This is a genomic window from Sphingomonas daechungensis, assembly GCF_014489495.1.
Taxonomy (GTDB): domain Bacteria; phylum Pseudomonadota; class Alphaproteobacteria; order Sphingomonadales; family Sphingomonadaceae; genus Sphingomicrobium; species Sphingomicrobium daechungense.
The window spans coordinates 2539242-2562778 of sequence record NZ_CP060780.1; the positions used below are offsets into that span (position 1 = coordinate 2539242).

Here is a 23537-nt window from a genome sequence, read left to right on the forward strand (position 1 = left end):
TGCCGGCGATCTTCAGCCCGCCTTGTCGGAGAAGTCGGCGTAGACAGCGCTGCCTTCGGCGCCAGTATCGAAGACGAACTGGGCCTCGCCGAATGCGCCTTCGACCGGGACCGTGGCATGTCCCGTCTGGGCAATCTCGACCGGCACTGCCGCAGCGGCCGGAACCGCGACGAGCGAGAGTGCCAGGCTGAGACTCCGGATCATTCGACGTAGTTCGCGGTCGTCTTCTCGCGCACTTCTTCCGCAGTCACACCGGGCGCCAGCTCAATCAGCTTAAACGGACTGTCGTGGTCCGGCCGGTGAAAGACCGCGAGGTCAGTGATGATCATGTCCACGACGTTCTTGCCGGTCAGCGGCAGCGTGCATTCCGGGATGAACTTCGGGTCGCCCGACTTCGCATTATGCTCCATTACGACGATGATCTTTTTGACGCCGGCGACGAGGTCCATCGCGCCGCCCATCCCCTTGATCATCTTGCCGGGGATCATCCAGTTGGCGATGTCGCCCTTCTCGCTGACTTCCATCGCGCCGAGCACGGTCAGGTCGATATGCCCGCCGCGGATCATCGCGAAGCTTGCCGCACTGTCGAAGTAGCTCGACGACGGAAGCTCGCTGATCGTCTGCTTGCCGGCATTGATGAGGTCCGGATCGACCTGGTCCTCGTACGGGAACGGGCCGATGCCGAGCATTCCATTCTCGCTCTGCAGCGTGACCGTCATGCCTCCGGGGATGTTGTTCGCTACGAGCGTCGGAATGCCGATGCCGAGGTTCACGTAATAGCCATCGCGCAGCTCCTTCGCCGCGCGGGCGGCCATCTGGTCGCGGGTCCAGCCCTTCGTCTCCGCTGCAGTCGCCATTATGCCGCCTCCCGCTGACGAACCGTCTTGAACTCGATCTTCTTGTCGTACGGAGCGCCGAGGATCAGGCGCTTCACGTAAATCGATGGCAGATGGATGCCGTCCGGATCGAGCGAGCCGACCGGAACAATCTCTTCGACCTCGGCGACGCAGATCTTGCCGCTGGTTGCCGCCGGCTGGTTGAAGTTGCGAGCGGTCTTGCGGAAGACGAGGTTGCCGCTCTCGTCAGCCTTCCAACCCTTCACCACACTAAGGTCAGCGCGAATGCCGCGCTCAAGGATGTAATCCTCGCCGTCGAAGCTCTTCACTTCCTTGCCCTCGGCGACCTGCGTGCCGACGCCGGTCTTGGTGTAGAAGCCGGGAATGCCCGCACCGCCTGCGCGAAGCCGCTCCGCGAGCGTGCCCTGCGGCGTGAACTCGACCTCCAGCTCGCCGGCGAGGAATTGCCTCTCGAACTCCTTGTTCTCGCCCACGTAAGACGAGATCATTTTCTTCACCTGGCGAGTGCGGAGGAGCTTGCCGAGACCCTCATTGTCGATGCCGGCGTTGTTCGAAGCGATCGTGAGATCCTTGACCCCGCTCGCCTGGATCGCGTCGATCAGGCGCTCCGGAATGCCGCACAGGCCGAATCCGCCCGCGGCGATGGTCATCCCGTCGAACAGCAGTCCCTGGAGCGCCTCTTCGGCGCTGGAATAGATCTTCTGCATTGGCACTCCTTGGCGCCGCCTGTGCCGTTCGCGGTAGGAGGGGTCAAGCAGCAGTCAGCGAACGCGGCTACTGCGGAACCCCGCCGACTGGATTCCGGCTTCAGCGCAAGCGGCGTCGTCAGCGGGAGCTTCCCCCGACGCCCCGACCGCGCCTAGTCTCATTTTGCCGTCCGCAGTCCAGATCGGAACGCCGCCTGCGACTGTTACGACATGCGGTGCATTGGCAAATCCAGGGGTGTCCCTGGCAGACTGTTCCATTTGCGCGGTGGGAAAACCCCAAGCGGCCACGGCCTGTGCCTTGGCGAGCGCAAAATCCATGATCCCACTACCGTTGCCATCCATGCGAAGCGCCGCAACGAGATGTCCGCCCGCATCCACTACGGCAATCGCGTGACTTTGGCTCTTGGCGGAAGCGTGCGCTGCGCAGCCCGCGATGATGGCCTGGGCAGTTTTGGCATCGAGTGTCGGGATCGCCTGCGCTTGCGCGGCGCCTGCCGCAATCAGCGCTGCAATGACTGTGAGACGCAAAGGCAATCTCCTCGCAAAACGTCGCAGGAGCCCTGCCAACCTGGGTCCGTCACCGCAATCGACGGTTCGATAAAGCGACAAGCCCGCTCCGCTAAAGGCTGAGTTCTTCGAAGCACGCGAGCGCGCGATGCCGTTCGTCCCACGGGACGAAGATATGGTCGTGGCGAAGTGCGGCGACCACGTTGGCGCTGATCTCGGCCTCTGCCAGTGCGCTCGACAGGGCCGCGGTTAATCCGACCGCATCGAGACTCGAATAGATCGGCAGGCTGATCCGTGCCCATTCGCCCGCGGGACTGGGACGGATGATCGTCAGCTCCTCGTCCTCTCGGATCAGCGCGAAGGCATCCGATGGCAGCGAAGGCTCATCCGTTGGCGCGAAGCTATAGCGTCCCGGATGGAGCGCCGGCTTCAACCCTCTCAAAAGCCGGGAAAGGTCGCGCTCCCCGCCAATGCTCAGGAGCGGAGCTTGGCGAGTACGCCCTGCAGCTGCATGGCGTTGGACATGTCGCCTTCGATGCGAAGCTTGCCGGTCATGAACGCCGTCATGCCGTCGAGCTGGCCGGCGGCCATCGCCTGCCAGTCATCCCAATTGACCTTGATCGTGGTGTCGGCCGCGCCGTCTTCTTCGCTGACCTGGCTGGCGGCTCCGTCGAGCAGGATGACGCCCTCGCTGCCGAAGTCGAGCTTCACGCGCTTGCCCGGGACCCAGGCTTGACCTTCCTGCATGCGCGACACCAGTTCCTGCTTGGTCATTGTTGCTTTCTCCCTTGTCAGTAACGCCTACCCCGACGTTGAACCGTCTTCAAGGCGCGCCTATCTGGCCTGGCATGGGATACGAAACCGACCTCAAGCTCTTCATCGACGGCGTCTGGAAAAGCGGCGAAGGCCGCGATGCCCACACGGTCGTGAACCCCGTCAACGCCAGCCCGATCGCGGAGGTCCCCTACGCGACCAAGGCGGATCTGGAGGAGGCTCTCGAAGCTTCGAGCCGCGCCTGGCCGGAATGGCGGTCAATGGACGTCGAGAAGCGCGCAGCGATCCTGCACAAGGCCGCGGCACTGCTTCGGGAGCGCGTCGACCTCATTGCCGCCACGCTGACCCAGGAGCAGGGCAAGATCCTTGCCGAAGCGAAGTCGGAGGTCGCCGCTTCCGCCCAGCTGTTCGACTGGTACGCCGAGGAAGCGAAGCGCGATTACGGCCGGACGCTCGTTCGACCCGCGGGCCAACTCAGCCGCGTGATCCGCCAGCCGGTCGGCCCGGTGGCGACGTTCACACCGTGGAATTTTCCGCTCTATTTGCTTGCGAAGAAAGTCAGCGCCGCGCTAGCGGCGGGCTGCACCGTCATTTCGCGTCCCCCGCACGAGACGCCGGGTGTCGGCACCGAGATGTTCCGCGCGCTTGCTGACGCGGGCGTCCCGAACGGCGTTGCCCAGCTCATTCACGGCGACGCCGCGCTGGTCAGTGAGACGCTGATCGCCAGCCGCATCATCCGCAAAGTCAGCTTCACCGGATCAACCAATGTCGGCAAGCATCTCATGCGCCTGTGCGCCGACAGCATGACGCGCGTCACGATGGAGCTTGGCGGCCACGCGCCGGTGTTGATCTTCGACGATTGCGATCTGGAAAAGACGCTCGACATGGTCGTCCCGCAGAAGTTCCGGAATGCCGGGCAGGTCTGCGTTTCGCCGACGCGCTTCTATGTCCAGAGCGGCATCTATGACGCGTTCGTGAAGGGCTTCGCCGAGCGTACCGCCAAGGTGAAGATCGGCAACGGTCTCGAAGCGGACACCCGCATGGGCCCGCTCGCCAACAGCCGACGCCCGGACGCGATCGACGCGCTCGTGCAGGACGCCAAGGCCAAGGGCGCACGCGTCCTTGCCGGAGGCGAGCGAGGCGAAGGCGGCTTCTTCTTTCAGCCGACGCTTCTCGCCGACGTCCCGAACGAAGCAAACATCATGAATGACGAGCCATTCGGCCCAGTCGCCGTATCGCGTCCGTTCGACACGTTCGAGGACGCCATCGAGCAGGCCAACCGCCTGCCCTTCGGCCTCGCCGCCTTCGCCTTCACCGAGAACGGCCGCCGCGCCAACCTGATCGGCGACCTGGTCGAAAGCGGCATGGTCGGGATCAATACCTTCGCCTTGTCGTCCGCGGACGCGCCGTTCGGCGGCGTCAAGGACTCGGGGTTCGGCTCGGAAGGCGGCAAGGAAGGCCTGGAGAGCTATCAGGTCGTGAAAGCGATCCACCAGGCCTAGCTGGCGATTTCCCCTTCCGGCGCTCCCCTGCCGAGCTTGTCAGGCAACGGCTCGCCCTTTGGGGTGAAGTCGAGCGAAACCGAGTTGATGCAGTAGCGCTCACCGGTCGGTGGCGGGCCGTCGGGGAAGACGTGACCCTGGTGCGATCCGCAGCGGGCGCAGACGATTTCCGTCCGGATCATGCCGTAGCTGGTGTCACGGATGTACTGGAGATGGTCGGGTTGAACGGCTGGGTAAAGCTCGGCCAACCGGTGCCGCTCTCGAACTTCGATCCGCCTTTGAACAACGGCAAACCGCAGAGCCGGCATGTAAACAGGCCCTCGCGCTTCTCATCCATTAACACGCCGCAGAACGGAGCCTCCGTGCCGTGGTCCAGCAGGACGTGCCTCTCCTGCTCCGTCAGATCCGTTTCGAGCTCGTGCCGCTGGATGTCGCTCGGCGGAGTCAGGTCGAACTGAAGTGTGGCCGTGTCGTCCATGATCGTTCCTCCGAGTCAGCGTGAATCGGCTTTAGCAGCTTCTCGCGACGCACGCGCCCTTTGCCCGTCGCATTCGAACCGGCTAACGGGCGCGCCATGACCAAGCGCACCGGTGGCCGCATCCTTGTCGACCAGCTCCGCATTCAGGGCTGTGACCGCATCTTCACCGTTCCGGGCGAAAGCTTCCTTGCCGTCCTCGATGCGCTTCATGACACGCCCGAGATCGACACCGTCGTCTGCCGCCAGGAGGGTGGCGTGTCGTACATGGCCGACGCCGACGGCAAGCTGACGGGACGGCCCGGGGTCGCCTTCGTCACCCGCGGCCCGGGCGCTACGAACGCGACCGCCGGCGTCCACGTGGCGTTCCAGGATTCGACGCCGATGATCCTGTTCATCGGAGACGTGGCCCGCGGCGATCGCGACCGCGAAGGCTTTCAGGAAATCGACTTTCCGGCCTTCTTCGGTCCCATCGCGAAGTGGGCCGCCCGGATCGAAGATGCGCGCCGAATTCCGGAGTATATCTATCGCGCCTATCGCGTCGCTACCGCCGGCCGGCCCGGCCCGGTGGTACTGGCCCTGCCGGAAGACATGCTTCGGGATGAGGTCGAGGCGCTCGATCGTCCGCGCGTTCCGCCGGTCGCCGAAGGGCCGGATCCCGGCGCGGTCCAGGCCCTGTTCGAGCTGCTGAAAGAAGCGACCGATCCGATTGCCATCGTGGGCGGCGCCGACTGGAGCCCGCGAGCGGCCCACCATTTCGCCAACTTCGCCTTCCGCCATGGAATTCCGGTCGCTGCGGCATTCCGGCGCCAGGACGCGATCGCGAACAGCTGCGCCGTCTACGCCGGCCAGCTTGGCTATGGGCCGAACCCCAAGCTCCAACAGCGCATTCGCGATGCCGACCTGATTCTCGCGGTCGGCGCGCGCCTCGGGGAGTCGACCACCGACGGCTACACGTTGATCACGCCGGACCATCCCGGCCAGACGCTCGTCCACGTCCATCCCGACCCGAACGAGCTTGGTCACGTCTATCACGCCGACCTCCCGATCTGCTCGGACATGGGCGAGTTTTCGGAGATGATCGACGAGTGGATCGATCCCGACGTGGTTCGCTTCTCCTGCGGGGAGAAGGCGCATGCTGAGTGGCTCGAATGGTCGGAGCCGAAGCCGCGCGAAGGCGTTGCTCTCGACCTTGGCCCCTGCGTGGCGGCGATGCGCGAGAAGCTCCCCGAAAGCAGCATCATCTGTAACGGGGCAGGCAATTTCTCCGGCTGGTGGCACCGCTACTGGCGTTACGGCTGCATGCCGACGCAGCTGGCGCCAACCTCGGGCACGATGGGCTACGGGCTGCCTGCCGCAGTAGCGGGCGCTCTCCGTTTCAGGGACCGGCCGGTCGTCTGCGTCGCGGGCGACGGCGACTTTCTGATGAACGGGCAGGAACTCGCGACGGCGGCGCAATATGGTGCCGACCTGCTCGTCATCATCGTCGACAACGGCTTCTACGGCACGATCCGCATGCACCAGGAGCGGGAGTATCCTGAGCGTATCTCTGCAACTCAGCTTGCCAACCCGGACTTCGCCGCGCTCGCGCGCGCCTTTGGCGGCTGGGCGGAGACCGCCGATACGACGCAAGGCTTTGTCGCCGCGCTTGACCAAGCGATGGGACGAAAGGGAATTCGCCTGATCCACTGCAAGACGGACGTCGAGCAGATCACCAACGCGACGACGATCTCGTCTCTTCGCAAGAACGCGAAAGCCTGATCCTCAAATCCGCGTCAGCCTTCCTGCCAACCCTCTTCGCCTATTAAAGGGACGAAGCGGACGCCCCCAAGGTTCTCTTGAACGACCGTGCCGTCCACACGCTTGGTGATCTTGAGCAGATCCTGCACCCGTCCAGGACCACCAACCGGCATGACCAGCCGGCCTCCCGGAGCAAGCTGATCGATCAGAACTTGCGGCACATGGCTGCCGCTGGCAGCGGCGATGATCGCATCGAACGGAGCCGCATCCGGCCACCCAAGGTGCCGTCTCCCTCGAATATCGCCACGTTCTTGAATCGGGCGCGCATTCGCTCGCGTGCGACTTTGACCAGTCGCGGCTGGCGCTCGATTCCTATGACCTCTGCGGCAATGCGACTGATGACGGCGGCGGCATATCCCGAGCCGGTGCCGATCTCGAGCACGCGGTCATTCGGCCCGATCTCTGCAGCAGCGATCATCAAAGCAACCATGTAAGGCTGCGAGATGGTTTGGCCGGCCTCGATCGGCAGAGGATGGTCCTCATAGGCTGCCGACGCACTTCCGGCGGAAACGAAGTCCTCCCGCGGAACGTTGCGAAAGGCATCAAGTATGGTGGGGCTATTTAGCCCCCGTGCTTCGATTTGCCGGCGCACCATCCGCTCGCGAAGCTTTGCGAAATCGGGCATAGGCTGCTCCGACCGGATAAACTGCCATAGATCGGGAGCGTTCCGATGGCGTCGATCGACGTAAGGTTCTCTGGATCCGTTCCTGCCAATTATGAGCAGTACATGGTGCCGCTGCTGTTCCGGCCCTACGCCGAGGAAATTGCGAAACGGGTTGCTCGGTTTGATCCCAGTGACATTCTGGAAACCGCGGCGGGCACCGGAGTCGTGACGGCCGCTCTTGCCGCCTCTCTGCCCGAAGCGCGCATCGTCGCCACAGATCTCAACCAGCCAATGCTGGACGTGGCCGCAACGCGGGTGAATTCGGGAAACGTCAGATTCCAGCAGGCCGACGCGCTCGAACTGCCATTCGAGGATGGGAGCTTCGACATCGTGGTCTGCCAGTTCGGCGTCATGTTCTACCCCGACAAGGTGCGCGGGAATGCGGAAGCAAGAAGAGTGCTTCGCGACGCCGGGCGATACGTCGTCGCGATCTGGGATCGCATAGAGGAGAACAAGCTCTCCAACCTGGCCAACGACAGCATGCGACGGCTGTTTCCGGAGAATCCTCCGCAGTTCATGACCAGGGGCCGTTTAGCTACCACGACCCGGAATGGATCCGGCGCGACCTCCGAGACGCTGGTTTCGGCGACATTGAAATTGAAACAGTCGAGCTGACCAGCCGAAGTCCGTCCGCAGTCGAAGGTTCACGCGGGCTGGTCTACGGATCGCCGATGGGGTTGAGCTGGCGGATTATGGGCCGGACGCGCTCGACCGCGTGTTCGACGAGATGGTGAAAGGCGGACGGGCTTACGAAGGACCCGACGGTTTTGCTGCGCCGATGCGGGCGCACATCGTTACCGCGACTAGATAAGACCCGCGAGCGGACTGCTCGGGTCTGCGTAGCGTCGCTTCTGCATTCGGCCGGATAGATACGCGAGGCGTCCGGCCTCGACGGCCGCCTTCATCGCCCGCGCCATCATCACCGGCTCCTTGGCCTCCGCGATGGCGGTGTTCATCAGCACACCGTCGCAGCCGAGCTCCATCGCCTGCGCCGCGTCGCTGGCAGTCCCGACGCCAGCATCGACCAGCACGGGAACGCTCGCCCCTTCGACAATCAGGCGGATGGTCACGCGGTTCTGTATGCCAAGGCCGGAGCCGATCGGTGCGCCCAAGGGCATGATCGCGACCGCGCCGGCTTCCTCGAGCTGCTTGGCGGCGATCGGATCGTCGACGCAGTAGACCATCGGCTCGAAGCCCTCCTTCACGAGTACCTCGGTCGCGCGCAGCGTCTCGCGCATATCCGGGTAAAGCGTCTTCGCCTCGCCGAGCACTTCCAGCTTCACGAGGTTCCAGCCGCCCGCCTCGCGCGCCAGCCGCAGCGTGCGGATCGCGTCGTCCGCGGTGAAGCAGCCGGCGGTGTTGGGCAGATAGGTGATCTTTTTCGGATCGATGAAGTCCGTCAGCATCGGCTCGTTCGGGTTCGAAATGTTCACTCGCCGCACGGCGACGGTGACAATCTCGGCTCCCGACGCTTCAACGGCCGCCGCATTTTCTTCCAGGCTCTTGTACTTGCCCGTGCCGACAATCAGCCGCGACGTGAACGTGCGGCCGGCGACGGCCCAGCGATCCGCCTTCACCGGGTTCTCGACGTTCATCAACCGCCTCCCACGAAGCGAACGATCTCGAAATCGTCGCCGTCGCGCACAGAGACTTCGTCCAGCGTCGAGCGCGGTACGACCTCGAGGTTCCGCTCGACCGCAACACGAACGGGGTCGAAGCCAAGCTCGCTGACGAGCTCGGCAATGGTGATGCCTTCCGCGACCCGGCGATGCTCGCCGTTGATGCGGACTTGGACTGTGTGATCGACCGTCATTTGCCGGGTTCAGATAGGAACGTCCGGCCCCTCGCGCAATTGAAGACAGGAGCGCTTTGACTGGACGCCGCCGTTCGAGGCGGTAAGACGCGGCGCAAACGGCCCGATTGGGCAGAATTTAGGGGATTCGAAATGGCCGAGACCGGCAAGGGCGGAGCCGACAAGAACGCATCGATGCGTGTCGACACTGCCCTCGTGCGCGAACTCGCTGAACTGCTGAGCGCGAACGACCTCAACGAGATCGAGGTCGAGGATGGCGACCGCAAGATCAAGGTGCGCCGGGATGCGCCGACGGCTTATGTGTCGGCTCCGCCTCCTGCCGCGCTGGCGGCCGCGCCCGCGCTGACGGCGCCTCCGGTGCATGCCAAGGAAGACCTCGGAACACATGAAGACGAAGTTTCGGGTGAGCCTGTGAAGTCGCCGATGGTCGGCACGGCGTTCATGTCGCCTGAGCCTGGCGCCAAGCCGTTCATCACCGTCGGACAGGCCGTCAAGGCCGGCGACACGTTGCTCATCGTCGAGGCGATGAAGGTGATGAACCCGATCACCGCGCCCAAGGCCGGCACAGTCAAGAAGATCAACGTCGCGGACGGCCAGCCCGTCGAGTTCGACCAGTCCCTGGTGGTGCTCGGCTAAGTCATGGCCATTCAAAAGCTACTGATCGCGAACCGCGGCGAGATTGCGCTGCGTATCCATCGCGCTTGCCATGAACTAGGCATCAAGACCGTCGCAGTTCACTCGACCGCCGACGCCGACGCGATGCACGTGCGGCTTGCCGACGAGACCGTCTGCATCGGCCCACCCGCGGCGACCGACTCTTACCTCAACATCCCGAACATCATCTCGGCGGCTGAGATCGTCCACGCCGATGCGATCCACCCGGGCTACGGCTTTCTCTCCGAAAACGCGCAGTTTGCGGAGATCGTCGAGAGCCACGGCATCATCTGGGTCGGCCCGAAGCCGGAGCACATCCGGATCATGGGCGACAAGATCGAGGCCAAGCGCACGGCCGCTAAGCTCGGCCTTCCGCTCGTTCCCGGCTCGGCGGGGGCGCTGACGAGCGTCGCCGAGGCCCACGCGCTGGCCGAGGAGATCGGCTACCCGGTCCTGATCAAGGCCGCATCCGGCGGCGGCGGTCGTGGCATGAAGGTCGTCCAGTCCGACGACCAGCTCGAAAGCCTGATGAGCCAGGCGGCGTCCGAGGCGCGTTCCGCGTTCGGCGACGACACCGTCTACATGGAAAAATATCTCGCCGACCCGCGCCACATCGAATTTCAGGTGTTCGGCGACGGCGAAGGCGCGGCGATCCACCTCGGCGAGCGCGACTGCTCGCTGCAGCGGCGTCACCAGAAGGTCCTGGAGGAAGCCCCTCCCCTGTCATCACGCCGGAAGAGCGCGAGCGCATGGGCGAGATCGTCCGCAAGGCGATGAGCGACATGGGCTACCGCGGCGCGGGCACCATCGAGTTCCTCTACGAAAACGGCGAGTTCTACTTCATCGAGATGAACACCCGGCTTCAGGTCGAGCATCCGGTGACCGAAATGATCAGCGGGATCGACCTGGTCCGCGAGCAGATCCGCGTTGCGCAGGGCGAAGGCCTGTCATGCCGGCAGGAGCAGATCCACCTGCACGGCCACGCCATCGAGTGCCGCATCAACGCCGAAGACCCAATGACCTTTGCGCCGTCGCCGGGCCTCGTGAAGAATTACGTCGCTCCCGGGGCATGCACGTCCGCGTCGATAGCGGCCTGTACACAGGCTACCGCGTGCCTCCGTACTACGACAGCATGATCGGCAAGCTGATCGTCTATGGCACTACGCGCGAACGCTGCATCATGCGCCTCCGCCGCGCGCTGGAGGAGTTCGTGGTCGAGGGCATGAAGACCACTATCCCGCTCCACCAAGCGCTGGTCCGCGACGAGGAGTTCCTCCGCGGCGAATATACCATCAAATGGCTTGAACAGTGGCTGGAGAAGCAGCAGGTCGCTGCCGAATAGTCCTTCCGCTTACTTCTTCGGCCCGAGGTCGAGGAGCACGATCGGGCCCACGTCCACCGTCTGCTTCGCGGTTGCGAGATGGACGGTCACCTTGACCGAGTTGGCCGGATAGTCGCGATCCGCCGTTCCGCGAATCTGGAAGTCCTTCCATTCCGGCCCGATGTCGACCGACTGCTGCAGAAGCGAGGAATAGGGCTCGGACGCAAGCTGCACCGCGACATAGGGAATGGTCGTCGCGGTCGCCCCTCCCTCGCCCTTCTCAAGCCTGGCCGAGACCATGAGCACGAGTTGGTCGCCTGCCTTGATCGGCTTCGGGATCGCTGTCTCCACCGCGCTGTCCCAGACGTTGGCACCCTTCTTCGGAACCTGGACGCGGAGCGCCTTGCCGCCCTGTGCAGCCGGATCGTCATGAAGCGAGGCCTTGGCACCGTTGACCGACGGGGCTGACGGATCGTTGATGATCTTGCTTGCCAAATCATCCGCCGCCTGTCCGTAGGCCGGAGCGACGGCAGAAAGCGAAAGGGCTGCAAAAGCGAAAAATGACCGAGACAGCATGCAATTCTCCCCAACTGCGGTGCCAACAAATCAGGTCTCGGCCGATCTCGCAACTGTCTTGAGAGACCGGTCGGCCGGTCGCCTGAACCGCCGATAACGAGTACGTTCAGCCTTGAATCAAGCGACTTGGCGCAAATCCGCATCGACCTGCTTGTAGGAGGGCACTGATGCGTAAACTCACTTTGGTTTTGGCCGCTGCCGGATCGGCGCTTGCGATCGCAACACCTGCCGCTGCGCAATATTATCCGCAGCCGTATGGGAACGATCGCGGTTACGGAAATGAGTACGGCTACAACCGGGGCTATGCCGACGCTGGCGGACTCCACCGCAGGATAGAAAACGTCCTGAAATCGATCGACGGAATTCGGCCTGACATGCGGCGCCAGATTTATTCCGAAGCCATCGGCCTCGACCGTGCGCTGCGAATGGCGTCTCGCAACGGGCTGAACCCGTGGGAAGCCCGCGAGTTCGACCAGCGGATCTACCAGCTGGAGATCCGGCAGGGCCGCTCGTCCTGGAACCGTGGCGGGCGCTACGGAGGCTACGACGACCGGTATTACCGAGACGACCGCCGCGACCGCCGCGACCGTTGGGACGGTGACGACGACTAATGTAGCGGGCACCCCGGGCTAGACGCTCGGGGTGCTTCCGTTCAGGATTTCGCGGTCTGGATCATCATCAAGGGGTTCGGGGTCGCGTCTCCAGTTCTCACCATCGTGTTCCGATCACGATGAATAAACGGGTCCGACTGTCCCTTCACGATCAACGTCGTTTCCGAAGCGTAGCTCCAACTGTCATCGGAATGGAACGTGATTTCGAGCTGATAGCGGTCAGTCCGGAACGCATATTCCAGGAAGGCCGTGGAGCAGATCCCATACTCCGTCGGCCCGCGCTCGGCGACGACCGTCAGGCGGTCATCCCCGGCTGCGCCTGCCCGGCGGCCAGCGCAGTCTGCCCCGCGGGATTGCCAAAGTCTGCAGCACCAGGCCCGTGGCCGGCTCCCACAACCAATAGCCGACCTGGTCGTGGAAGGTGATGTCCTCTTCGGGCGTATTGATATGAATGTGGTACCGCAGACCGTAGAACAGCTGCGGACCGTTGGCCTGCGGATCGATCGGCTGGAACTCGATGCGCTCGATGTAGTCGCGGTGCTCCGGCCCGTCCGCCTTCGGATTGATGTCCAGCCCTGCTGAGGATTGCCATGTGCCCGCCAGCCGCCGCAGGGGACCAAGGTTCGCCAACGTGTCCGGATCGACGTCGCTCGGCTCTGTGAAGATGTCCGTCGGGAAGGGATTCATCGGCGGTCTTCCTTCAGCGTCGTTTCCCGCCCGGATGCGACGGCTGTCCGCATCACGCAAGCGTGGGCAACCGTTGCACTTTCAACGGCCATATGCGTTCCTTGGACGGACGTATCCGATGGGCACTTACACCGCCACACCCGCGAACGATCGAGCCAAGGCGCTCGCCGGAGTTGCCTTGGTGCATATCGTTATCGGCGCCGTCATCCTGACCGGACTCAATGTCCACAATGTCCGCCACGCCGTTGAGAGCCTCAAGACCTTCGATATTGAAGAGAGGTCGCCTCCGCCGCCCGCGCCGCCGCCACCTCAGCCAAAGGCCGACCGCACGAAGGATCAGGAAGGAGCCGCCGGCAAGAAGGCCGAGCCAACGCAGGTCGTCGCGCCGAAGCCTGCAATTGTCGTTCCTACCAAGCCGCCAGTGGTTGCCGCGCCCGTTGCGGGTACCGGGAACCAGGCGCGCGCGGGCGCGGCGGCGACCGGAGTTGGACCCGGCGCTGGCGGATCGGGAACCGGTCGAGGCGGCGGAGGCAATGGCGATTTCACCGGGTTCACGCCGGCTCGGCTGGTCCGCAATCTCAATCGCGGTGATTATCGCGAGCTGACCGGCGGCCGACTACCCTACGGCCGGGCCATGGTCGCTCTTCAGCTCGACCCAAGCGGACTGCCCATCAATTGCCGAGTCACGCGATCGAGCGGAGACGCCGACGTCGATGGCAGGCTTTGCCCACTGATCTACCGTCGGTTGAGGTTTCGCCCGGCCTTTGACGCGGATGGCCGGCCGATCCCCTATCGACTGGACTATGTCGCCAATTGGTCGCTGTAATTTCTATCGCGCCGCCGTCTGCGCTGCGTCGGCCGATCCCTCTGCCAGCCTTGCCTTGTCGCGTCCGTAGACGTCGTCGAGGAACGCGATCTGCGAGCCATCTGGCACCGCGGTCAGATAGGTAATGTAGACCGGAACGGGTTTATCGAGCGGCACCTTCTCTTCGGGGCCCGCTCCCTTCCAGGTCAGGTCGCGTCCGAACAGCCAGCGCCCCAAGCGCCAAGCCGACTCCAGCCTCACGCAACCGCCGCTGTACAGCCGGGCGGCCTGCTCGAAGAGTTCTCGCTCCGGGTTGTCGTGGAGGTAGACTCCCTCCTCGTTCGGGAACATGAATTTGATGCGGCCCATCGAGTTATGAGCGCCCGGCAGTTGGCGGATCAGCACCTTTTGGCGGCCATCCGCAACGGCTTGCCAGTCGATGGCCGAAGGATCGAAGATCTGGGGGTTGTCGACGAAATCGGAGACGACCTGGTAACCCTGCCGGTCGAGATACGGCAGTCCCAGCTTCACGACGTTCGGAGCTATCCGTTCCGCCGCCAGGTCCGCCGGAACGTACCAGTAGGGGTTGAGGTTCGCGAAACGGATGTATGCCGCCATCATCGGCGTTGGATAGATCGGCTTCCCGACCACGACCCGCATCGAATCCACGGTCTTGCCATCTTCGATCATGAACAGGCGTTGGGCGGCCGCATTGACGAGCACGTAGCGGCCGTCGCCCACCGGCAGCTCGCGAGCGCGGTCGAGATTGAGCCGGACGAGATCGCGCTGGCTAGCATCGTAATTGCCCGAGAGCAGAGCGTGGCGAAGCTGCGCATAGAGCGGGTTCATCCAGCGCATTTCCGCGATGTAGACCTCGAGCGAAGGCGCCGTAGCTGCCGTCTCGAGGATTGCGCGGTCGTTCGGCATCTCCGGCTTCAACTCGGCGTCGACGTAGATCGTATCGCTCCGCTTGGTCGACCGAAGGTCGCGCACATAGGCAACGAAGGCGCGGCTCAGTTGAGCGTCCGCTCGGCGCGCGGCCTTGGCGCTGCCGGACTGCCGCGCGGCCTGGACGATATGTTCCAGCTTTTCGACGTCGTAGCGGTCGCCATTGAGGCCATCGGCGTCCGCATTCCGAAGCGTCTCCAGAAGCAAATCCGCCGGCCGTCCCGATTGCGACAGCCACAGCAAGCGGCCGTCACGCGCCTTGTAGAATTCGGAAACGCCCTCTGCTCCGGCTGCGAAGCGCGCGGCGGTCGACTGTGCGGCCGCTGCCGAGCCGGGAAGCGCCGAAGATACCCCCGCAAGCAGGAGCGCCGCGAAGCCTCCGCGCAGGGCGGAAAAAATGCGCACCGACCGCTGAGGGCCGGTGCGCATCGTACGCGTACAGATCACTGAGTGGACCGAGGCGTTAGCCGCGCTCACCCGAGCGAGCCGGCGGCGTGTAGGTCGGGGCCGGAGCCGTCGACTGCGGCGCGCCCGCATAATACTGGCCGTTCTGAACATAACCGTCCACGCGCCCATCGTTGTCGCGGTCGGCCCAGATGGCGCCGGCGAGACCGCCGACGGCAGCACCGATCACTGCGCCTTCGAGCAGGCTGACGCCCGGAATGACCGCACCGGCAACCGCGCCGAGAGCCGCACCACCGACAGCGCCCGTTGCAACGCGACGAAGCGTCGGGTCATAGCCCTGCGGGGTGCCCGTGTAATACTGGCCGTTCGAAACGTAGCCATCGACATAGCCGTCGTTGTTCTGGTCGGCCCAGACTGCGCCGGCGAGACCGCCGATCGCTGCGCCGACAGCGGCACCTTCGATCACGTTCACGCCCGGAACCACTGCACCGACGGCTGCGCCACCGGCCGCGCCGATCGCTGCGCCCTGCGCAACGTCACCCGCGGTTTGGCTGTCGGTCGCGCAAGCGCTCAGCGCTACCGAGCTGGCCAGCACGACTGCCAGAAATGATTTTTGCATCGTCTATCTCCCGATTGTTAATCTTCCGGACCATGCCCCGGGCCCTGAAATCCCCGGCGAACGGTGCATGTCACGCGCGAGAAACGACGCTTGCGCAACATCGTTCCGGCAACGCGACAATGCTTCGACGCGGGAATGAACCGGACTGACGGCGCATTCGTTGCCAAAAGCGGCGTAAGAACTAGGAACTGTCCGTGACATGAACGTAACGATCTATCACAATCCGCTCTGCGGAACATCGCGCAAAACGCTCGAAATCCTGCGGGAAAGCGGTGAGGATCCGACCGTCGTCGAATACCTTAAGACGCCGCCGAGCCGCGAAGTGCTCAAGGCAATTTACGCTCGCGCCGGCATCTCACCGCGCGAAGGGCTGCGGACGAAGGAGCCGATTGCCACGGAGCTGGGGCTCACGCGTCCCGAGGTCAGCGATGACGAGATCCTCGATGCAATGATGGAGCATCCGATCCTGATCAACCGGCCGCTGGTCGTGACCGACAAGGGGGCCCGGCTTTGCCGACCGCAAGACGTCGTCCATGAGATCCTCTAGCATCGGCGTCGCTGACAAGCCGCTGGAACCATCGCATATTCCACCGCGATGAGTCGGTTGGACCCACGTCTTCTGCTGCAAGGCTACGCGGCCGGAATTTTCCCGATGGCCGACAGCCGGGAAGCATCCGAGCTGTTCTGGGTCGAGCCACGCTCTCGCGCGATTATCCCTCTCGACGCATTCCATCTTTCAAGGTCTCTGCGCCGGACGATCCGGTCGGGGCGATTTTCCGTAACGATGGACCGTGACTTTCTTGCGGTGATCACCGCCTGCGCCGACCGCGATGAGACCTGGATCAACGACGACATCGAGCATGCGATGGTCACCCTGCACTCGACAGGGCATGCCCATTCGATCGAAGTTTGGGACCACGGCGAACTGGTCGGCGGCCTTTACGGCGTGAAGCTTGGGCGCGCCTTTTTCGGCGAAAGCATGTTCAGCCGCCGCACTGACGCCTCGAAGGTTGCGCTCGCGTGGCTTGTCGCGCGGATGAAGGTCGGCGGCTTTTCGCTGCTCGACTGCCAGTTCATGACCGCCCACCTCGCCTCGCTCGGCGCCGTGAGCATCTCACGCAAAGACTATGTCGCGTTGCTTTCCGCAGCACTTGGCGGAGCTGGCGCAGGCTCCGTCGGCGCTGAAGGTTCGGGCGCCGGGGCTTCCGCGGGTCCGGCCGCATTGTCCCTGCGATCCGCACTGCCCGATCTGTTCGCCCTGGACCGATTGCTCGAAGCGACCGGCGCCGCGGGCTCGGCGGCGGCTGAGGGATATGTCATCGCGCAGCTCTTGGGCCAGACGTCGTAGATTGGATGCTCGACGACGTTCAGTGACGGCGATTCCTTATAGACCCAGCCGGAGAAGGCCCGGATCCAACGCTTATCGGGCTGCTGGACATCGAGCTGGAGGAAAGCGCCGGTCAGTTTTTCGCTTTCCCATGGTGCAGTCGTCTCGCAGGCGCGGAGACGCACGATGGCATCCTTCACCTGGATCGACTGGCCCGGCTTCATGGTCAGGTCGCGAACGATTCCGTTCCGCTTGTTGAGCAGCGAGATGACTGCGACGCGCTCCGCCATCGGGGTCACGTCGGCGTTCTGCCCCGCGCCGCGCGCAGCCGTCGGAAGCTGGACGCGATTGCCCTGGTCATCGTCCTTGCGCTGGCAGCCCGCCGCGAGCAGCAGCGCCAGCAGCGTGCCGGTTACGGCGTAGGTCTTCACGCTCAGTCTGGCGTCCAGGCCTGATAGTCGCCCGTCGAGGCAGGCCTCAGCTGATTCTTCGACAGCGACCCATCGGGCCGGAACGCGGCCATCGTGCCGGTCGGATTGACCTGCGGCGGCTGTTCGAACCTGCGACGGTCCGGGAGCGATGTGTCCGGGAGGCCGTCGATCGTGCCCTTCAGCCAGGCCTGCCAATCAGGCGGAACCCGGCTGCCGTCGTTCGATCCGTTGTAGATGACCCAGCGGGTCGCCGGGTTCTTCTTGCCCTCGAAATAGACGTTGCCGGCGTCGTCACGACCGACTTCCTTTCCGTGAAGGCGCGTGAACAGCCCCGTCCCCCACGTCGCGCCGTTCCACCAGGTGAATGTCCGAGACCAGAATCCCATGGCCCGCGCATCTGCCCGCTCGGGCTCGCGAGTGCAAGCATCAGGCCTCAATGAGGCCAGTTGACCTTGTCGCCCTCCTTTATGTGAAGCTCGGCAGCGCGCCCGCCAGGAATTTCAAGGACAGCAGACACCGCCTCGAGCGAAGGAATTGGCTCCAGGGACATCGGGACGGCATTTTCCGCGATGCGCCCCACGGTGCCGTTCGGGCGAATGAACACCAGGTCGAGCGGGATGAGCGTATTCTTCATCCAGAAGCTTGCGTCGGTCGGCGGATCGTAAGGGAAAATCATGCCTCGGTCGGGCGCGAGCGACTCCCGGAACATCAGGCCTCGCGCCTGCTGCTCAGGCGTGCGAGCGATTTCGACCGTGAATTTGTGCGTTCCCGAAGACGAATGAATCGTGAGTGGAACCTGTTCGAGGCCGGCGGAGGACTTCTCGGCAACTTGAGGGCAGTCGTTGCCGAACCGCAAGCGCTGCTCGCCGCAATAGCCGCCGCAGCCAACGCGCGGCCTAGGAGTCCGAATGCAGTTCGACCGCGGTCAGGCCTTTCTTCCCCTCGGCTATGCGCGCCAGCACGTGCTGTCCCGGCTGCAGGTCCCCGACATCCGAGTTCCGGACGGTCTCCATATGAACGAAAATATCGTGCGCGTCCGGGTCCCCGACGCGGTTGACGAAGCCGTAGCCTTTTACGCGATTGAACCATTTCACCTCTACAGGTTCGAACTCACCGGCCGAATCCGACAAGGCCTTACGGTCTATGTCCTTGCTCGTCGAGCGGGCAACCCTGGGCGGAGGAACGACGGCGGAGCCAACGTCGATCGAGATGACCTTCTTGGCCTGGAGCCCGCGATCGAGCCGCATCGGGACGACTTCCACGATCGCGCCTTCCGGCAAGCTCCTGCGGCCATGCTCCCGCAAGACACTGAAATGTATGAGGATATCGCCGTCGATGGAATCGCTGATCAGAAAGCCGAAGCCTCGCGTGGCATCGAACCACTTCACTCGGCCAACGACCGCCTCCATCTCCGACGAATCGTCAGCGACCGCCTCGGCGTCGTCGAGCGGATGATGTTCGGGCTGTGTTGCCATTCCTGACTTCTCGCGCTGCACAATACACTACTAACATGTGTCTAAGTGTCGTGAAACCGACTTAACGACTCTTCTCTTGCAGGTCGTTAAGGTCCGGTTCGCTGCCAGGTTCAGCGTCGATCACTGCTTTCGCCAGTTCAAAGCGGTGGCCGGCGCGGATCATGGCCGCGAGCGCCTTCTCTCTCCCATTTCGATCGGGTGGAACATCAGCAAAAGGCCCTAGGTGACGCCTGCGGGCAAATCGCAATGCCGAGCGAGCCGCTTCCTCCGCCGCCAGATTCTGTGCGGCCGCTCCGTCTTCCTCATCGATTCCAGCTGCACGAAGGGCTTGAGCGACGCGATGCCCGCCGTAGCCCCGCTCCGAAAGCAAACGAGATTTCGACATCGCATAGAGGGCGTCATCGACCAGGCCGCTAGCCGCTATGCGCTCCACCAGCGTCTCGATTTCGGGCTCTCGGTCACCATCCCAGCCGCGCTCGCGAACCTTGCGATTCAAATAGTTGACCAGCTTGGCCCGCGTCGTTGCAAACTTGCCCACGTAGAAAAGGGCGAGTTCGTGGAGGCTTTCGCCGTTTAACGGCTTTCGCGGTCGGGCGGACCGTCGGACATGCATCGGCCCAATTTGTGCCACACTCGCACACCAGTACAAGTCATCCCACTGATGAGGTGGGCGACAGGCCGCGCCTTTGGCGGGCATTTTGATGATGGTGAAGGCTTGCTCGACCGCAACAACACGATCGTAGCCGACCTCGCTCCCGCAGGCGCAACGCCGACCCTGGACTCGCTCCCGCGACGCGTGGCGGACTTTGCGACCCTGGGCGAGGCGCTCGACTACGCGGCGCGCGGGCGTCGCGGCATGAATTTCCACGACGCGCGCGGCACGCTGGTCAGGGCTTACCCCTTTGCCGAGCTGCGCGAGGACGCGCTTGCCCATGCGCAGCGCTTCATGGCGCTAGGACTGAGGCCGGGTGAGCGCCTGGCCCTCATCGCAGAGACGGGTCCCGAGTTTGCGGCCTGCTTCTTCGGCGCCGTTTACGCCGGCCTATGGCCTGTACCGCTGCCTCTGCCGACCAGCTTCGGCGGCCGCGAGGCCTATGTCGAGCAGCTTCGAGTCATGCTCACAAGCAGCGACCCGTCACTGTTTGTCTGCTCGGCCGAACTGATCTCTTATGCGGAAGAGGCCGCCGCTGGACGGACTACTTCCGTGCGCTCCTGGGATAGCCTCGGCGAAGTCGTCTCGAGTGAGAGCGAGTTGCCGATCCCCGACGCCGACGATGTCGCTTATCTCCAATATTCCAGCGGATCGACGCGCTTCCCGCATGGCGTGGCTGTCACGCATCGCCAGCTTCTGTCGAATCTCCATGCTCATGGTGTCGGCCTGGAGGTCATCGAGACTGACCGCGTTATTTCATGGCTTCCCTGGTACCACGATATGGGGCTGGTCGGATGCATGCTGTCGCCGATCGCGCTTCAGCTCTCCACCGACTACCAGAAGACCGAAGACTTCGCCCGCCGCCCACTTGCGTGGCTCGACATGGTCACGCGCAATCCCGGTACCAGCGTCAGTTACTCGCCGACCTTTGGCTACGACATTTGCGCTCGTCGTATGTCGTCACAGACCCGCGCGGAAGATCGCTTCGACCTGTCGCGCTGGCGGATTGCCGGCAATGGCGCCGACATGATCCGGCCCGACGTGATGCAGGCCTTCGTCGACGCCTTCGCAGATGCCGGCTTCAAGGCCGCCGCATTCTGCCCAAGCTACGGCCTGGCCGAGGCGACGCTTGCCGTTTCCTTGATGCCGCCGGGTGAAGGTATCCGCATCGAGCTGGTCGAAGAGACCGTCCTGAACGGCGGCGACAACGGCTCGCCGGAGCGTCCGCGCCGGTACCGGGCGGTCGTCAATTGCGGAAAGCCGGTCCGCGGAATGGAAATCGAAATCCGCGGTGAGGATGGTGCTTTGCTCGAAGACCGCGGCATCGGTCGCGTTTTCGTCCGCGGTTCGTCGGTCATGCACAGCTACTATCGTGATCCGGAAGCCACCGCCGCCTGCCTGAAGGACGATTGGCTGGATACCGGCGACATGGGCTACATGTCGGGCGGCTACATCTTCATCGTCGGCCGCGCGAAGGACATGATCATCATCAACGGCCGCAATCACTGGCCGCAGGACATCGAGTGGGCGGTCGAGCAGCTTCCCGGCTTCAAGTCCGGCGATATCGCCGCCTTCGCGATCACGGGTCCGTCAGGCGAGGAAACCCCGGCCGTCCTTGTTCACTGCCGAGTCTCGGATCCCACCGAACGTGGCCGGCTTCGCGATGACATCCGTGAGCGGGTTCGCGCGATCACCGGCATCACGCCGATCGTCGAACTCGTCCCGCCGCGGTCCTTGCCCGCACGAGTTCGGGCAAGCTGTCTCGGACCAAGGCACGCAATCTCTACCTCTCCGGCGAGATTCAGCCCTTCGACATCGCTGCCTGAAATCAGGTCTTCAGCAACGTAAGTTAGTCTGCCATCGTAGCCGCTTTCCGCGTGCAGGAGAGCGCCGTTGAGCGATGAAGTCATTGTCGTCGACCTTGGCTTACAGTTGGCCGTGGTCACGGCGTTCATTGTGCTGATGGTCGTGGTTCACAGCGCAGGCCTCGTGGCCATCTCGAAGGTCCTGCACCTTCACGACGATCGCGCCATACCCAACGAATTCGGCCTTCGCGCTTCATTCCTCATGGGAACTTACGGGCTGCTACTATTCACGTTGCACTTCTTCGAGATCTACCTTTTCGCGCTCTTTTATCGTCACGTCGGGGCGTTAAGGTCGATGGAAGCGGCGCTTTATTATTCAGCGTCCTGCTACGCCACGCTCGGGTCCGCACCCGCTCATTTCGACGAGGAATGGCGGCTGCTCGGTTCACTCGAAGCGCTGATCGGCTTCGTCCTGATCGGCTGGTCGACAGCGTTCATGGTCGGGACGCTTCGCAAGATCATCAATTGAACGCCGCCCTTGCGCGCCCGTCGTTCGCCGCATAAGTCGCGCCTCGGCCTAGGGGTATAGCTCAGTTGGTAGAGCATCGGTCTCCAAAACCGAGGGTCGTGGGTTCGAGTCCCTCTGCCCCTGCCAGCCTTGAAGACTCAAGCCGGTATCGCTAAGTCGCTTTCAGCTCCGTCGGCCTCCGGGTCCGCGGAGCGTTTTTCTATCTCGAAGAGGCAATGTCGGTGGCGAAGACCTCCCCAGGCGAATTCATCAGGCAGGTACGCAGCGAAGCGTCGAAGGTCGTCTGGCCGACCTGGGCGGAGACTGTCCGCACCGCAATCATGGTTTTCATCATGACCGCCCTCCTTGCCATCTTCTTTTTCGCGACCGATTCGTTCTTCAGCGCGATCGTCAAATTCCTGCTTGGCCTGATCGGCTAGCGAGCAACGGGGAACTCAACACATCATGTCCCGCTGGTACATCATCCACGCATACTCAGGCTTCGAGAACAAGGTGAAGGACGCGATCCTTTCCGAAGCTACGCGCCTTGGCCTCGAAACCCAGGTCGAAGCCGTCGAAGTCCCGACCGAGAAGGTCACCGAGATTCGCCGCGGCAAGAAGGTCACGTCGGACCGCAAGTTCTTCCCGGCTACGTTCTCGCCAAGCTGGCGATGAACGACCAGGTCTATCACCTTGTGAAGAACACACCGAAGGTCACCGGCTTCCTCGGGCCCGGCGGCAAGCCGCAGCCGATCACCGAAGCCGAGGCCGCGCGCATCCTTTCGACCAAGGAAGAGGCTGCGTCCGCCGCGCCGAAGCAGAAGGTCAATGTCGACTATGAGATCGGTGATGCCGTGAAGGTGCTCGACGGTCCGTTCGCGAGCTTCAACGGTGTTGTCGAGGAACTCGACTTCGACCGCGGCCGCGTAAAGGTCTCTGTCTCGATCTTCGGTCGCGCGACCCCCGTCGAACTCGAATTCGAGCAGGTCGAACGGGTCAAGTAGCCCACGAACGAAAGCGACCCGGCCGCCTTGGGGTGTGGCCGGATCGCTCCGTTTCTTCAGCAGGGCTAGTCGCCGAAGGTCGAGGTCCGTGACGCAGGTCGCTCACCGCCCCCCGAACCTCTCGCCCGCACTACGAAGGCGAAAAGCGCACTGGTACTTATCGTTCGATAAGTCGGACAGCCGACATTCCCGACGGCGTCACGCCTGAATGAAAGTGATGAGCGCGACGGCCATGAAAGTCGCGCCGAGCACGGCCGTGAAGCCCGCGAGGACCGCCGCTCCTTGGCGCGTGTGCAGCCTCCCGCGCCTGCGGGCATACAAGCCGCCGCTCAGCATCAGGACTCCCAGGAACAAGGCCAGGAAACTGCCGATACTGACGAGGTCGATATATTCCACAAACTCCTCCGAGGTTTCTCAGGGGCTCAACTCCCTGCCGCCCGGTTGGATGCAGTGAATAACCTGCATTGAGACGGCGCGCTTTCGCCTTGCGTTGGATTTGCCTCTCTGCCTGCCTTCCGCTATGGGCCGCGGCTTCCGAGACATTATCGGAAAATGCTGCGGGAGTTCGCCTCGGCGTCCGCTTGGACCGCTAAACTTGAAATGAGAGTGA

Annotated in this window: 29 protein-coding genes, 1 tRNA gene and 5 pseudogenes; 15 read left to right on the forward strand and 20 right to left on the reverse strand. The window is 63.5% G+C overall.

The window, feature by feature from the left end:
- Positions 1-12: 12 nt before the first annotated feature.
- From H9L15_RS13845 to H9L15_RS13870, 6 genes are all read right to left on the reverse strand, one after another.
- On the reverse strand, positions 13-204 hold the full coding sequence (locus tag H9L15_RS13845) for a hypothetical protein (RefSeq protein WP_187714469.1): 192 nt from the start codon (positions 202-204) through the stop codon (positions 13-15).
- Positions 201-857: a CoA transferase subunit B gene (locus tag H9L15_RS13850; protein ID WP_187714470.1), complete on the reverse strand. Its 657-nt coding sequence runs from the start codon at positions 855-857 to the stop codon at positions 201-203. The genes H9L15_RS13845 and H9L15_RS13850 overlap by 4 nt, the downstream gene beginning before the upstream one ends.
- Positions 857-1564: a CoA transferase subunit A gene (locus tag H9L15_RS13855; RefSeq protein ID WP_187714471.1), complete on the reverse strand. Its 708-nt coding sequence runs from the start codon at positions 1562-1564 to the stop codon at positions 857-859. The genes H9L15_RS13850 and H9L15_RS13855 overlap by 1 nt, the downstream gene beginning before the upstream one ends.
- Positions 1565-1618: 54 nt before the next feature.
- Entirely contained in the window at positions 1619-2092 is a 474-nt protein-coding gene (locus tag H9L15_RS13860) for a GlcG/HbpS family heme-binding protein (protein WP_187714472.1), read from the reverse strand.
- Between the two features lie 91 nt (positions 2093-2183).
- Positions 2184-2504: an ACT domain-containing protein gene (locus H9L15_RS13865; RefSeq protein ID WP_262984818.1), complete on the reverse strand. Its 321-nt coding sequence runs from the start codon at positions 2502-2504 to the stop codon at positions 2184-2186.
- A 41-nt stretch (positions 2505-2545) separates the two neighbouring features.
- Entirely contained in the window at positions 2546-2845 is a 300-nt protein-coding gene (locus tag H9L15_RS13870) for an SCP2 sterol-binding domain-containing protein (RefSeq protein WP_187714473.1), read from the reverse strand.
- A 74-nt stretch (positions 2846-2919) separates the two neighbouring features.
- Between H9L15_RS13870 and H9L15_RS13875 the strand changes: the two genes are divergently transcribed.
- Complete coding sequence (locus tag H9L15_RS13875) at positions 2920-4347, forward strand: NAD-dependent succinate-semialdehyde dehydrogenase (protein ID WP_187714474.1); 1428 nt, start codon at positions 2920-2922, stop codon at positions 4345-4347.
- Here the strand turns inward: H9L15_RS13875 and H9L15_RS20540 are convergent.
- Together H9L15_RS20540 and H9L15_RS20545 are read right to left on the reverse strand one after the other, a co-directional pair.
- Entirely contained in the window at positions 4344-4529 is a 186-nt protein-coding gene (locus H9L15_RS20540) for a peptide-methionine (R)-S-oxide reductase (RefSeq protein ID WP_398286274.1), read from the reverse strand. The two genes, H9L15_RS13875 and H9L15_RS20540, sit on opposite strands and share 4 nt — an antisense overlap.
- Entirely contained in the window at positions 4526-4825 is a 300-nt protein-coding gene (locus H9L15_RS20545; RefSeq protein ID WP_398286276.1) for a peptide-methionine (R)-S-oxide reductase, read from the reverse strand. Before H9L15_RS20545 ends, H9L15_RS20540 begins: the two co-directional genes overlap by 4 nt.
- Positions 4826-4921: 96 nt before the next feature.
- Between H9L15_RS20545 and H9L15_RS13885 the strand changes: the two genes are divergently transcribed.
- Positions 4922-6583, forward strand: coding sequence for a thiamine pyrophosphate-binding protein (locus tag H9L15_RS13885; protein WP_187714475.1), 1662 nt, complete (start codon positions 4922-4924; stop codon positions 6581-6583).
- Positions 6584-6597: 14 nt separating this feature from the next.
- Here H9L15_RS13885 and H9L15_RS13890 read toward each other — a convergent pair.
- A pseudogene (locus H9L15_RS13890) lies at positions 6598-7247 on the reverse strand (protein-L-isoaspartate(D-aspartate) O-methyltransferase).
- Between the two features lie 45 nt (positions 7248-7292).
- Between H9L15_RS13890 and H9L15_RS13895 the strand changes: the two are divergent.
- Positions 7293-7901: a class I SAM-dependent methyltransferase gene (locus H9L15_RS13895; RefSeq protein ID WP_187714476.1), complete on the forward strand. Its 609-nt coding sequence runs from the start codon at positions 7293-7295 to the stop codon at positions 7899-7901.
- Between the two features lie 188 nt (positions 7902-8089).
- Here H9L15_RS13895 and thiS read toward each other — a convergent pair.
- A pseudogene (thiS, locus tag H9L15_RS13900) lies at positions 8090-9099 on the reverse strand (sulfur carrier protein ThiS).
- Positions 9100-9231: 132 nt separating this feature from the next.
- Here thiS and accB point away from each other — a divergent pair.
- Together accB and accC are read left to right on the forward strand one after the other, a co-directional pair.
- On the forward strand, positions 9232-9735 hold the full coding sequence (gene accB / locus H9L15_RS13910) for an acetyl-CoA carboxylase biotin carboxyl carrier protein (RefSeq protein WP_223276288.1): 504 nt from the start codon (positions 9232-9234) through the stop codon (positions 9733-9735).
- A gap of 3 nt (positions 9736-9738) precedes the next feature.
- Positions 9739-11095 (forward strand): annotated as a pseudogene (accC, locus tag H9L15_RS13915) (acetyl-CoA carboxylase biotin carboxylase subunit).
- A gap of 9 nt (positions 11096-11104) precedes the next feature.
- Here accC and H9L15_RS13920 read toward each other — a convergent pair.
- Positions 11105-11650, reverse strand: a complete 546-nt coding sequence (locus H9L15_RS13920) for a hypothetical protein (protein ID WP_187714479.1) — start codon at positions 11648-11650, stop codon at positions 11105-11107.
- Between the two features lie 167 nt (positions 11651-11817).
- Between H9L15_RS13920 and H9L15_RS13925 the strand changes: the two genes are divergently transcribed.
- Positions 11818-12261 (forward strand): hypothetical protein, encoded by a 444-nt coding sequence (locus tag H9L15_RS13925; RefSeq protein WP_187714480.1) that lies wholly within the window; start codon positions 11818-11820, stop codon positions 12259-12261.
- Between the two features lie 303 nt (positions 12262-12564).
- Here H9L15_RS13925 and H9L15_RS18055 read toward each other — a convergent pair whose 3' ends face one another.
- Positions 12565-12948 carry a heme-binding beta-barrel domain-containing protein gene (locus H9L15_RS18055; RefSeq protein WP_223276289.1) on the reverse strand — a complete coding sequence of 128 codons (384 nt, stop codon included), beginning with the start codon at positions 12946-12948 and terminating at the stop codon, positions 12565-12567.
- Between the two features lie 118 nt (positions 12949-13066).
- Between H9L15_RS18055 and H9L15_RS13935 the strand changes: the two genes are divergently transcribed.
- Complete coding sequence (locus H9L15_RS13935; protein WP_187714481.1) at positions 13067-13774, forward strand: energy transducer TonB family protein; 708 nt, start codon at positions 13067-13069, stop codon at positions 13772-13774.
- A gap of 3 nt (positions 13775-13777) precedes the next feature.
- On the opposite strand, the gene H9L15_RS13940 is transcribed toward H9L15_RS13935, so the two are convergent.
- Positions 13778-15106 carry a L,D-transpeptidase scaffold domain-containing protein gene (locus H9L15_RS13940; RefSeq protein ID WP_187714482.1) on the reverse strand — a complete coding sequence of 443 codons (1329 nt, stop codon included), beginning with the start codon at positions 15104-15106 and terminating at the stop codon, positions 13778-13780.
- 58 nt (positions 15107-15164) lie between these two features.
- Positions 15165-15725 (reverse strand): glycine zipper family protein, encoded by a 561-nt coding sequence (locus tag H9L15_RS13945; RefSeq protein WP_187714483.1) that lies wholly within the window; start codon positions 15723-15725, stop codon positions 15165-15167.
- 199 nt (positions 15726-15924) lie between these two features.
- Here H9L15_RS13945 and arsC point away from each other — a divergent pair, with 199 nt between their 5' ends.
- Positions 15925-16272, forward strand: a complete 348-nt coding sequence (gene arsC / locus H9L15_RS13950; protein ID WP_187714484.1) for an arsenate reductase (glutaredoxin) — start codon at positions 15925-15927, stop codon at positions 16270-16272.
- A gap of 48 nt (positions 16273-16320) precedes the next feature.
- On the forward strand, positions 16321-17073 hold the full coding sequence (gene aat, locus H9L15_RS13955; protein ID WP_187714485.1) for a leucyl/phenylalanyl-tRNA--protein transferase: 753 nt from the start codon (positions 16321-16323) through the stop codon (positions 17071-17073).
- Positions 17074-17108: 35 nt separating this feature from the next.
- Here aat and H9L15_RS19105 read toward each other — a convergent pair.
- A pseudogene (locus tag H9L15_RS19105) lies at positions 17109-17342 on the reverse strand (DUF2155 domain-containing protein); the annotation flags it as partial.
- Between H9L15_RS19105 and H9L15_RS13965 the strand changes: the two are divergent.
- Positions 17239-17475, forward strand: a complete 237-nt coding sequence (locus H9L15_RS13965; protein WP_187715960.1) for a hypothetical protein — start codon at positions 17239-17241, stop codon at positions 17473-17475. The pseudogene H9L15_RS19105 and the gene H9L15_RS13965 sit on opposite strands and share 104 nt — an antisense overlap.
- Before the next feature lie 10 nt (positions 17476-17485).
- Here the strand turns inward: H9L15_RS13965 and H9L15_RS13970 are convergent, their stop codons facing one another.
- The 4 genes from H9L15_RS13970 to H9L15_RS13985 form a co-directional block, all read right to left on the reverse strand.
- The gene (locus tag H9L15_RS13970) at positions 17486-17869 is read right to left on the reverse strand and encodes an NADH:ubiquinone oxidoreductase subunit NDUFA12 (protein ID WP_187714486.1); all 384 of its coding nucleotides are present in this window, start codon (positions 17867-17869) and stop codon (positions 17486-17488) included.
- A gap of 47 nt (positions 17870-17916) precedes the next feature.
- Complete coding sequence (locus H9L15_RS13975; RefSeq protein ID WP_223276290.1) at positions 17917-18339, reverse strand: DUF192 domain-containing protein; 423 nt, start codon at positions 18337-18339, stop codon at positions 17917-17919.
- A gap of 40 nt (positions 18340-18379) precedes the next feature.
- Positions 18380-18958 carry a cold-shock protein gene (locus tag H9L15_RS13980; protein ID WP_187714487.1) on the reverse strand — a complete coding sequence of 193 codons (579 nt, stop codon included), beginning with the start codon at positions 18956-18958 and terminating at the stop codon, positions 18380-18382.
- 61 nt (positions 18959-19019) lie between these two features.
- Positions 19020-19655: a regulatory protein RecX gene (locus H9L15_RS13985; protein ID WP_317617538.1), complete on the reverse strand. Its 636-nt coding sequence runs from the start codon at positions 19653-19655 to the stop codon at positions 19020-19022.
- On the opposite strand from H9L15_RS13985, the gene H9L15_RS13990 reads away from it, so the two are divergent.
- From H9L15_RS13990 to nusG, 5 genes and pseudogenes are all read left to right on the forward strand, one after another.
- Positions 19620-21458, forward strand: coding sequence for a fatty acyl-AMP ligase (locus H9L15_RS13990; RefSeq protein WP_398286283.1), 1839 nt, complete (start codon positions 19620-19622; stop codon positions 21456-21458). The genes H9L15_RS13985 and H9L15_RS13990 overlap by 36 nt on opposite strands.
- Before the next feature lie 45 nt (positions 21459-21503).
- On the forward strand, positions 21504-21944 hold the full coding sequence (locus tag H9L15_RS13995; protein ID WP_187714488.1) for an ion channel: 441 nt from the start codon (positions 21504-21506) through the stop codon (positions 21942-21944).
- Between the two features lie 50 nt (positions 21945-21994).
- Positions 21995-22070 (forward strand) — tRNA-Trp (locus H9L15_RS14000).
- 95 nt (positions 22071-22165) lie between these two features.
- Positions 22166-22363, forward strand: a complete 198-nt coding sequence (secE, locus tag H9L15_RS14005) for a preprotein translocase subunit SecE (RefSeq protein ID WP_187714489.1) — start codon at positions 22166-22168, stop codon at positions 22361-22363.
- A gap of 25 nt (positions 22364-22388) precedes the next feature.
- A pseudogene (nusG, locus tag H9L15_RS14010) lies at positions 22389-22927 on the forward strand (transcription termination/antitermination protein NusG).
- 198 nt (positions 22928-23125) lie between these two features.
- On the opposite strand, the gene H9L15_RS14015 reads toward nusG, so the two are convergent.
- Positions 23126-23323 (reverse strand): hypothetical protein, encoded by a 198-nt coding sequence (locus tag H9L15_RS14015; protein ID WP_187714490.1) that lies wholly within the window; start codon positions 23321-23323, stop codon positions 23126-23128.
- Positions 23324-23537 lie beyond the last annotated feature (214 nt).

What these genes read in the sequence shown, in the direction of transcription:
- H9L15_RS13845 (WP_187714469.1), bottom strand. Translation starts at nt 204, where the DNA reads ATGATCCGGAGTCTCAGCCTGGCACTCTCGCTCGTCGCGGTTCCGGCC.
- H9L15_RS13850 (WP_187714470.1), bottom strand. Translation starts at nt 857, where the DNA reads ATGGCGACTGCAGCGGAGACGAAGGGCTGGACCCGCGACCAGATGGCC.
- H9L15_RS13855 (WP_187714471.1), bottom strand. Translation starts at nt 1,564, where the DNA reads ATGCAGAAGATCTATTCCAGCGCCGAAGAGGCGCTCCAGGGACTGCTG.
- H9L15_RS13870 (WP_187714473.1), bottom strand. Translation starts at nt 2,845, where the DNA reads ATGACCAAGCAGGAACTGGTGTCGCGCATGCAGGAAGGTCAAGCCTGG.
- H9L15_RS13875 (WP_187714474.1), top strand. Translation starts at nt 2,920, where the DNA reads ATGGGATACGAAACCGACCTCAAGCTCTTCATCGACGGCGTCTGGAAA.
- H9L15_RS20540 (WP_398286274.1), bottom strand. Translation starts at nt 4,529, where the DNA reads ATGATCCGGACGGAAATCGTCTGCGCCCGCTGCGGATCGCACCAGGGT.
- H9L15_RS20545 (WP_398286276.1), bottom strand. Translation starts at nt 4,825, where the DNA reads ATGGACGACACGGCCACACTTCAGTTCGACCTGACTCCGCCGAGCGAC.
- H9L15_RS13885 (WP_187714475.1), top strand. Translation starts at nt 4,922, where the DNA reads ATGACCAAGCGCACCGGTGGCCGCATCCTTGTCGACCAGCTCCGCATT.
- H9L15_RS13895 (WP_187714476.1), top strand. Translation starts at nt 7,293, where the DNA reads ATGGCGTCGATCGACGTAAGGTTCTCTGGATCCGTTCCTGCCAATTAT.
- accB (WP_223276288.1), top strand. Translation starts at nt 9,232, where the DNA reads ATGGCCGAGACCGGCAAGGGCGGAGCCGACAAGAACGCATCGATGCGT.
- H9L15_RS13920 (WP_187714479.1), bottom strand. Translation starts at nt 11,650, where the DNA reads ATGCTGTCTCGGTCATTTTTCGCTTTTGCAGCCCTTTCGCTTTCTGCC.
- H9L15_RS13925 (WP_187714480.1), top strand. Translation starts at nt 11,818, where the DNA reads ATGCGTAAACTCACTTTGGTTTTGGCCGCTGCCGGATCGGCGCTTGCG.
- H9L15_RS18055 (WP_223276289.1), bottom strand. Translation starts at nt 12,948, where the DNA reads ATGAATCCCTTCCCGACGGACATCTTCACAGAGCCGAGCGACGTCGAT.
- H9L15_RS13935 (WP_187714481.1), top strand. Translation starts at nt 13,067, where the DNA reads ATGGGCACTTACACCGCCACACCCGCGAACGATCGAGCCAAGGCGCTC.
- H9L15_RS13945 (WP_187714483.1), bottom strand. Translation starts at nt 15,725, where the DNA reads ATGCAAAAATCATTTCTGGCAGTCGTGCTGGCCAGCTCGGTAGCGCTG.
- arsC (WP_187714484.1), top strand. Translation starts at nt 15,925, where the DNA reads ATGAACGTAACGATCTATCACAATCCGCTCTGCGGAACATCGCGCAAA.
- aat (WP_187714485.1), top strand. Translation starts at nt 16,321, where the DNA reads ATGAGTCGGTTGGACCCACGTCTTCTGCTGCAAGGCTACGCGGCCGGA.
- H9L15_RS13965 (WP_187715960.1), top strand. Translation starts at nt 17,239, where the DNA reads ATGGCATCCTTCACCTGGATCGACTGGCCCGGCTTCATGGTCAGGTCG.
- H9L15_RS13970 (WP_187714486.1), bottom strand. Translation starts at nt 17,869, where the DNA reads ATGGGATTCTGGTCTCGGACATTCACCTGGTGGAACGGCGCGACGTGG.
- H9L15_RS13980 (WP_187714487.1), bottom strand. Translation starts at nt 18,958, where the DNA reads ATGGCAACACAGCCCGAACATCATCCGCTCGACGACGCCGAGGCGGTC.
- H9L15_RS13990 (WP_398286283.1), top strand. Translation starts at nt 19,620, where the DNA reads ATGAGGTGGGCGACAGGCCGCGCCTTTGGCGGGCATTTTGATGATGGT.
- H9L15_RS13985 (WP_317617538.1), bottom strand. Translation starts at nt 19,655, where the DNA reads ATGCCCGCCAAAGGCGCGGCCTGTCGCCCACCTCATCAGTGGGATGAC.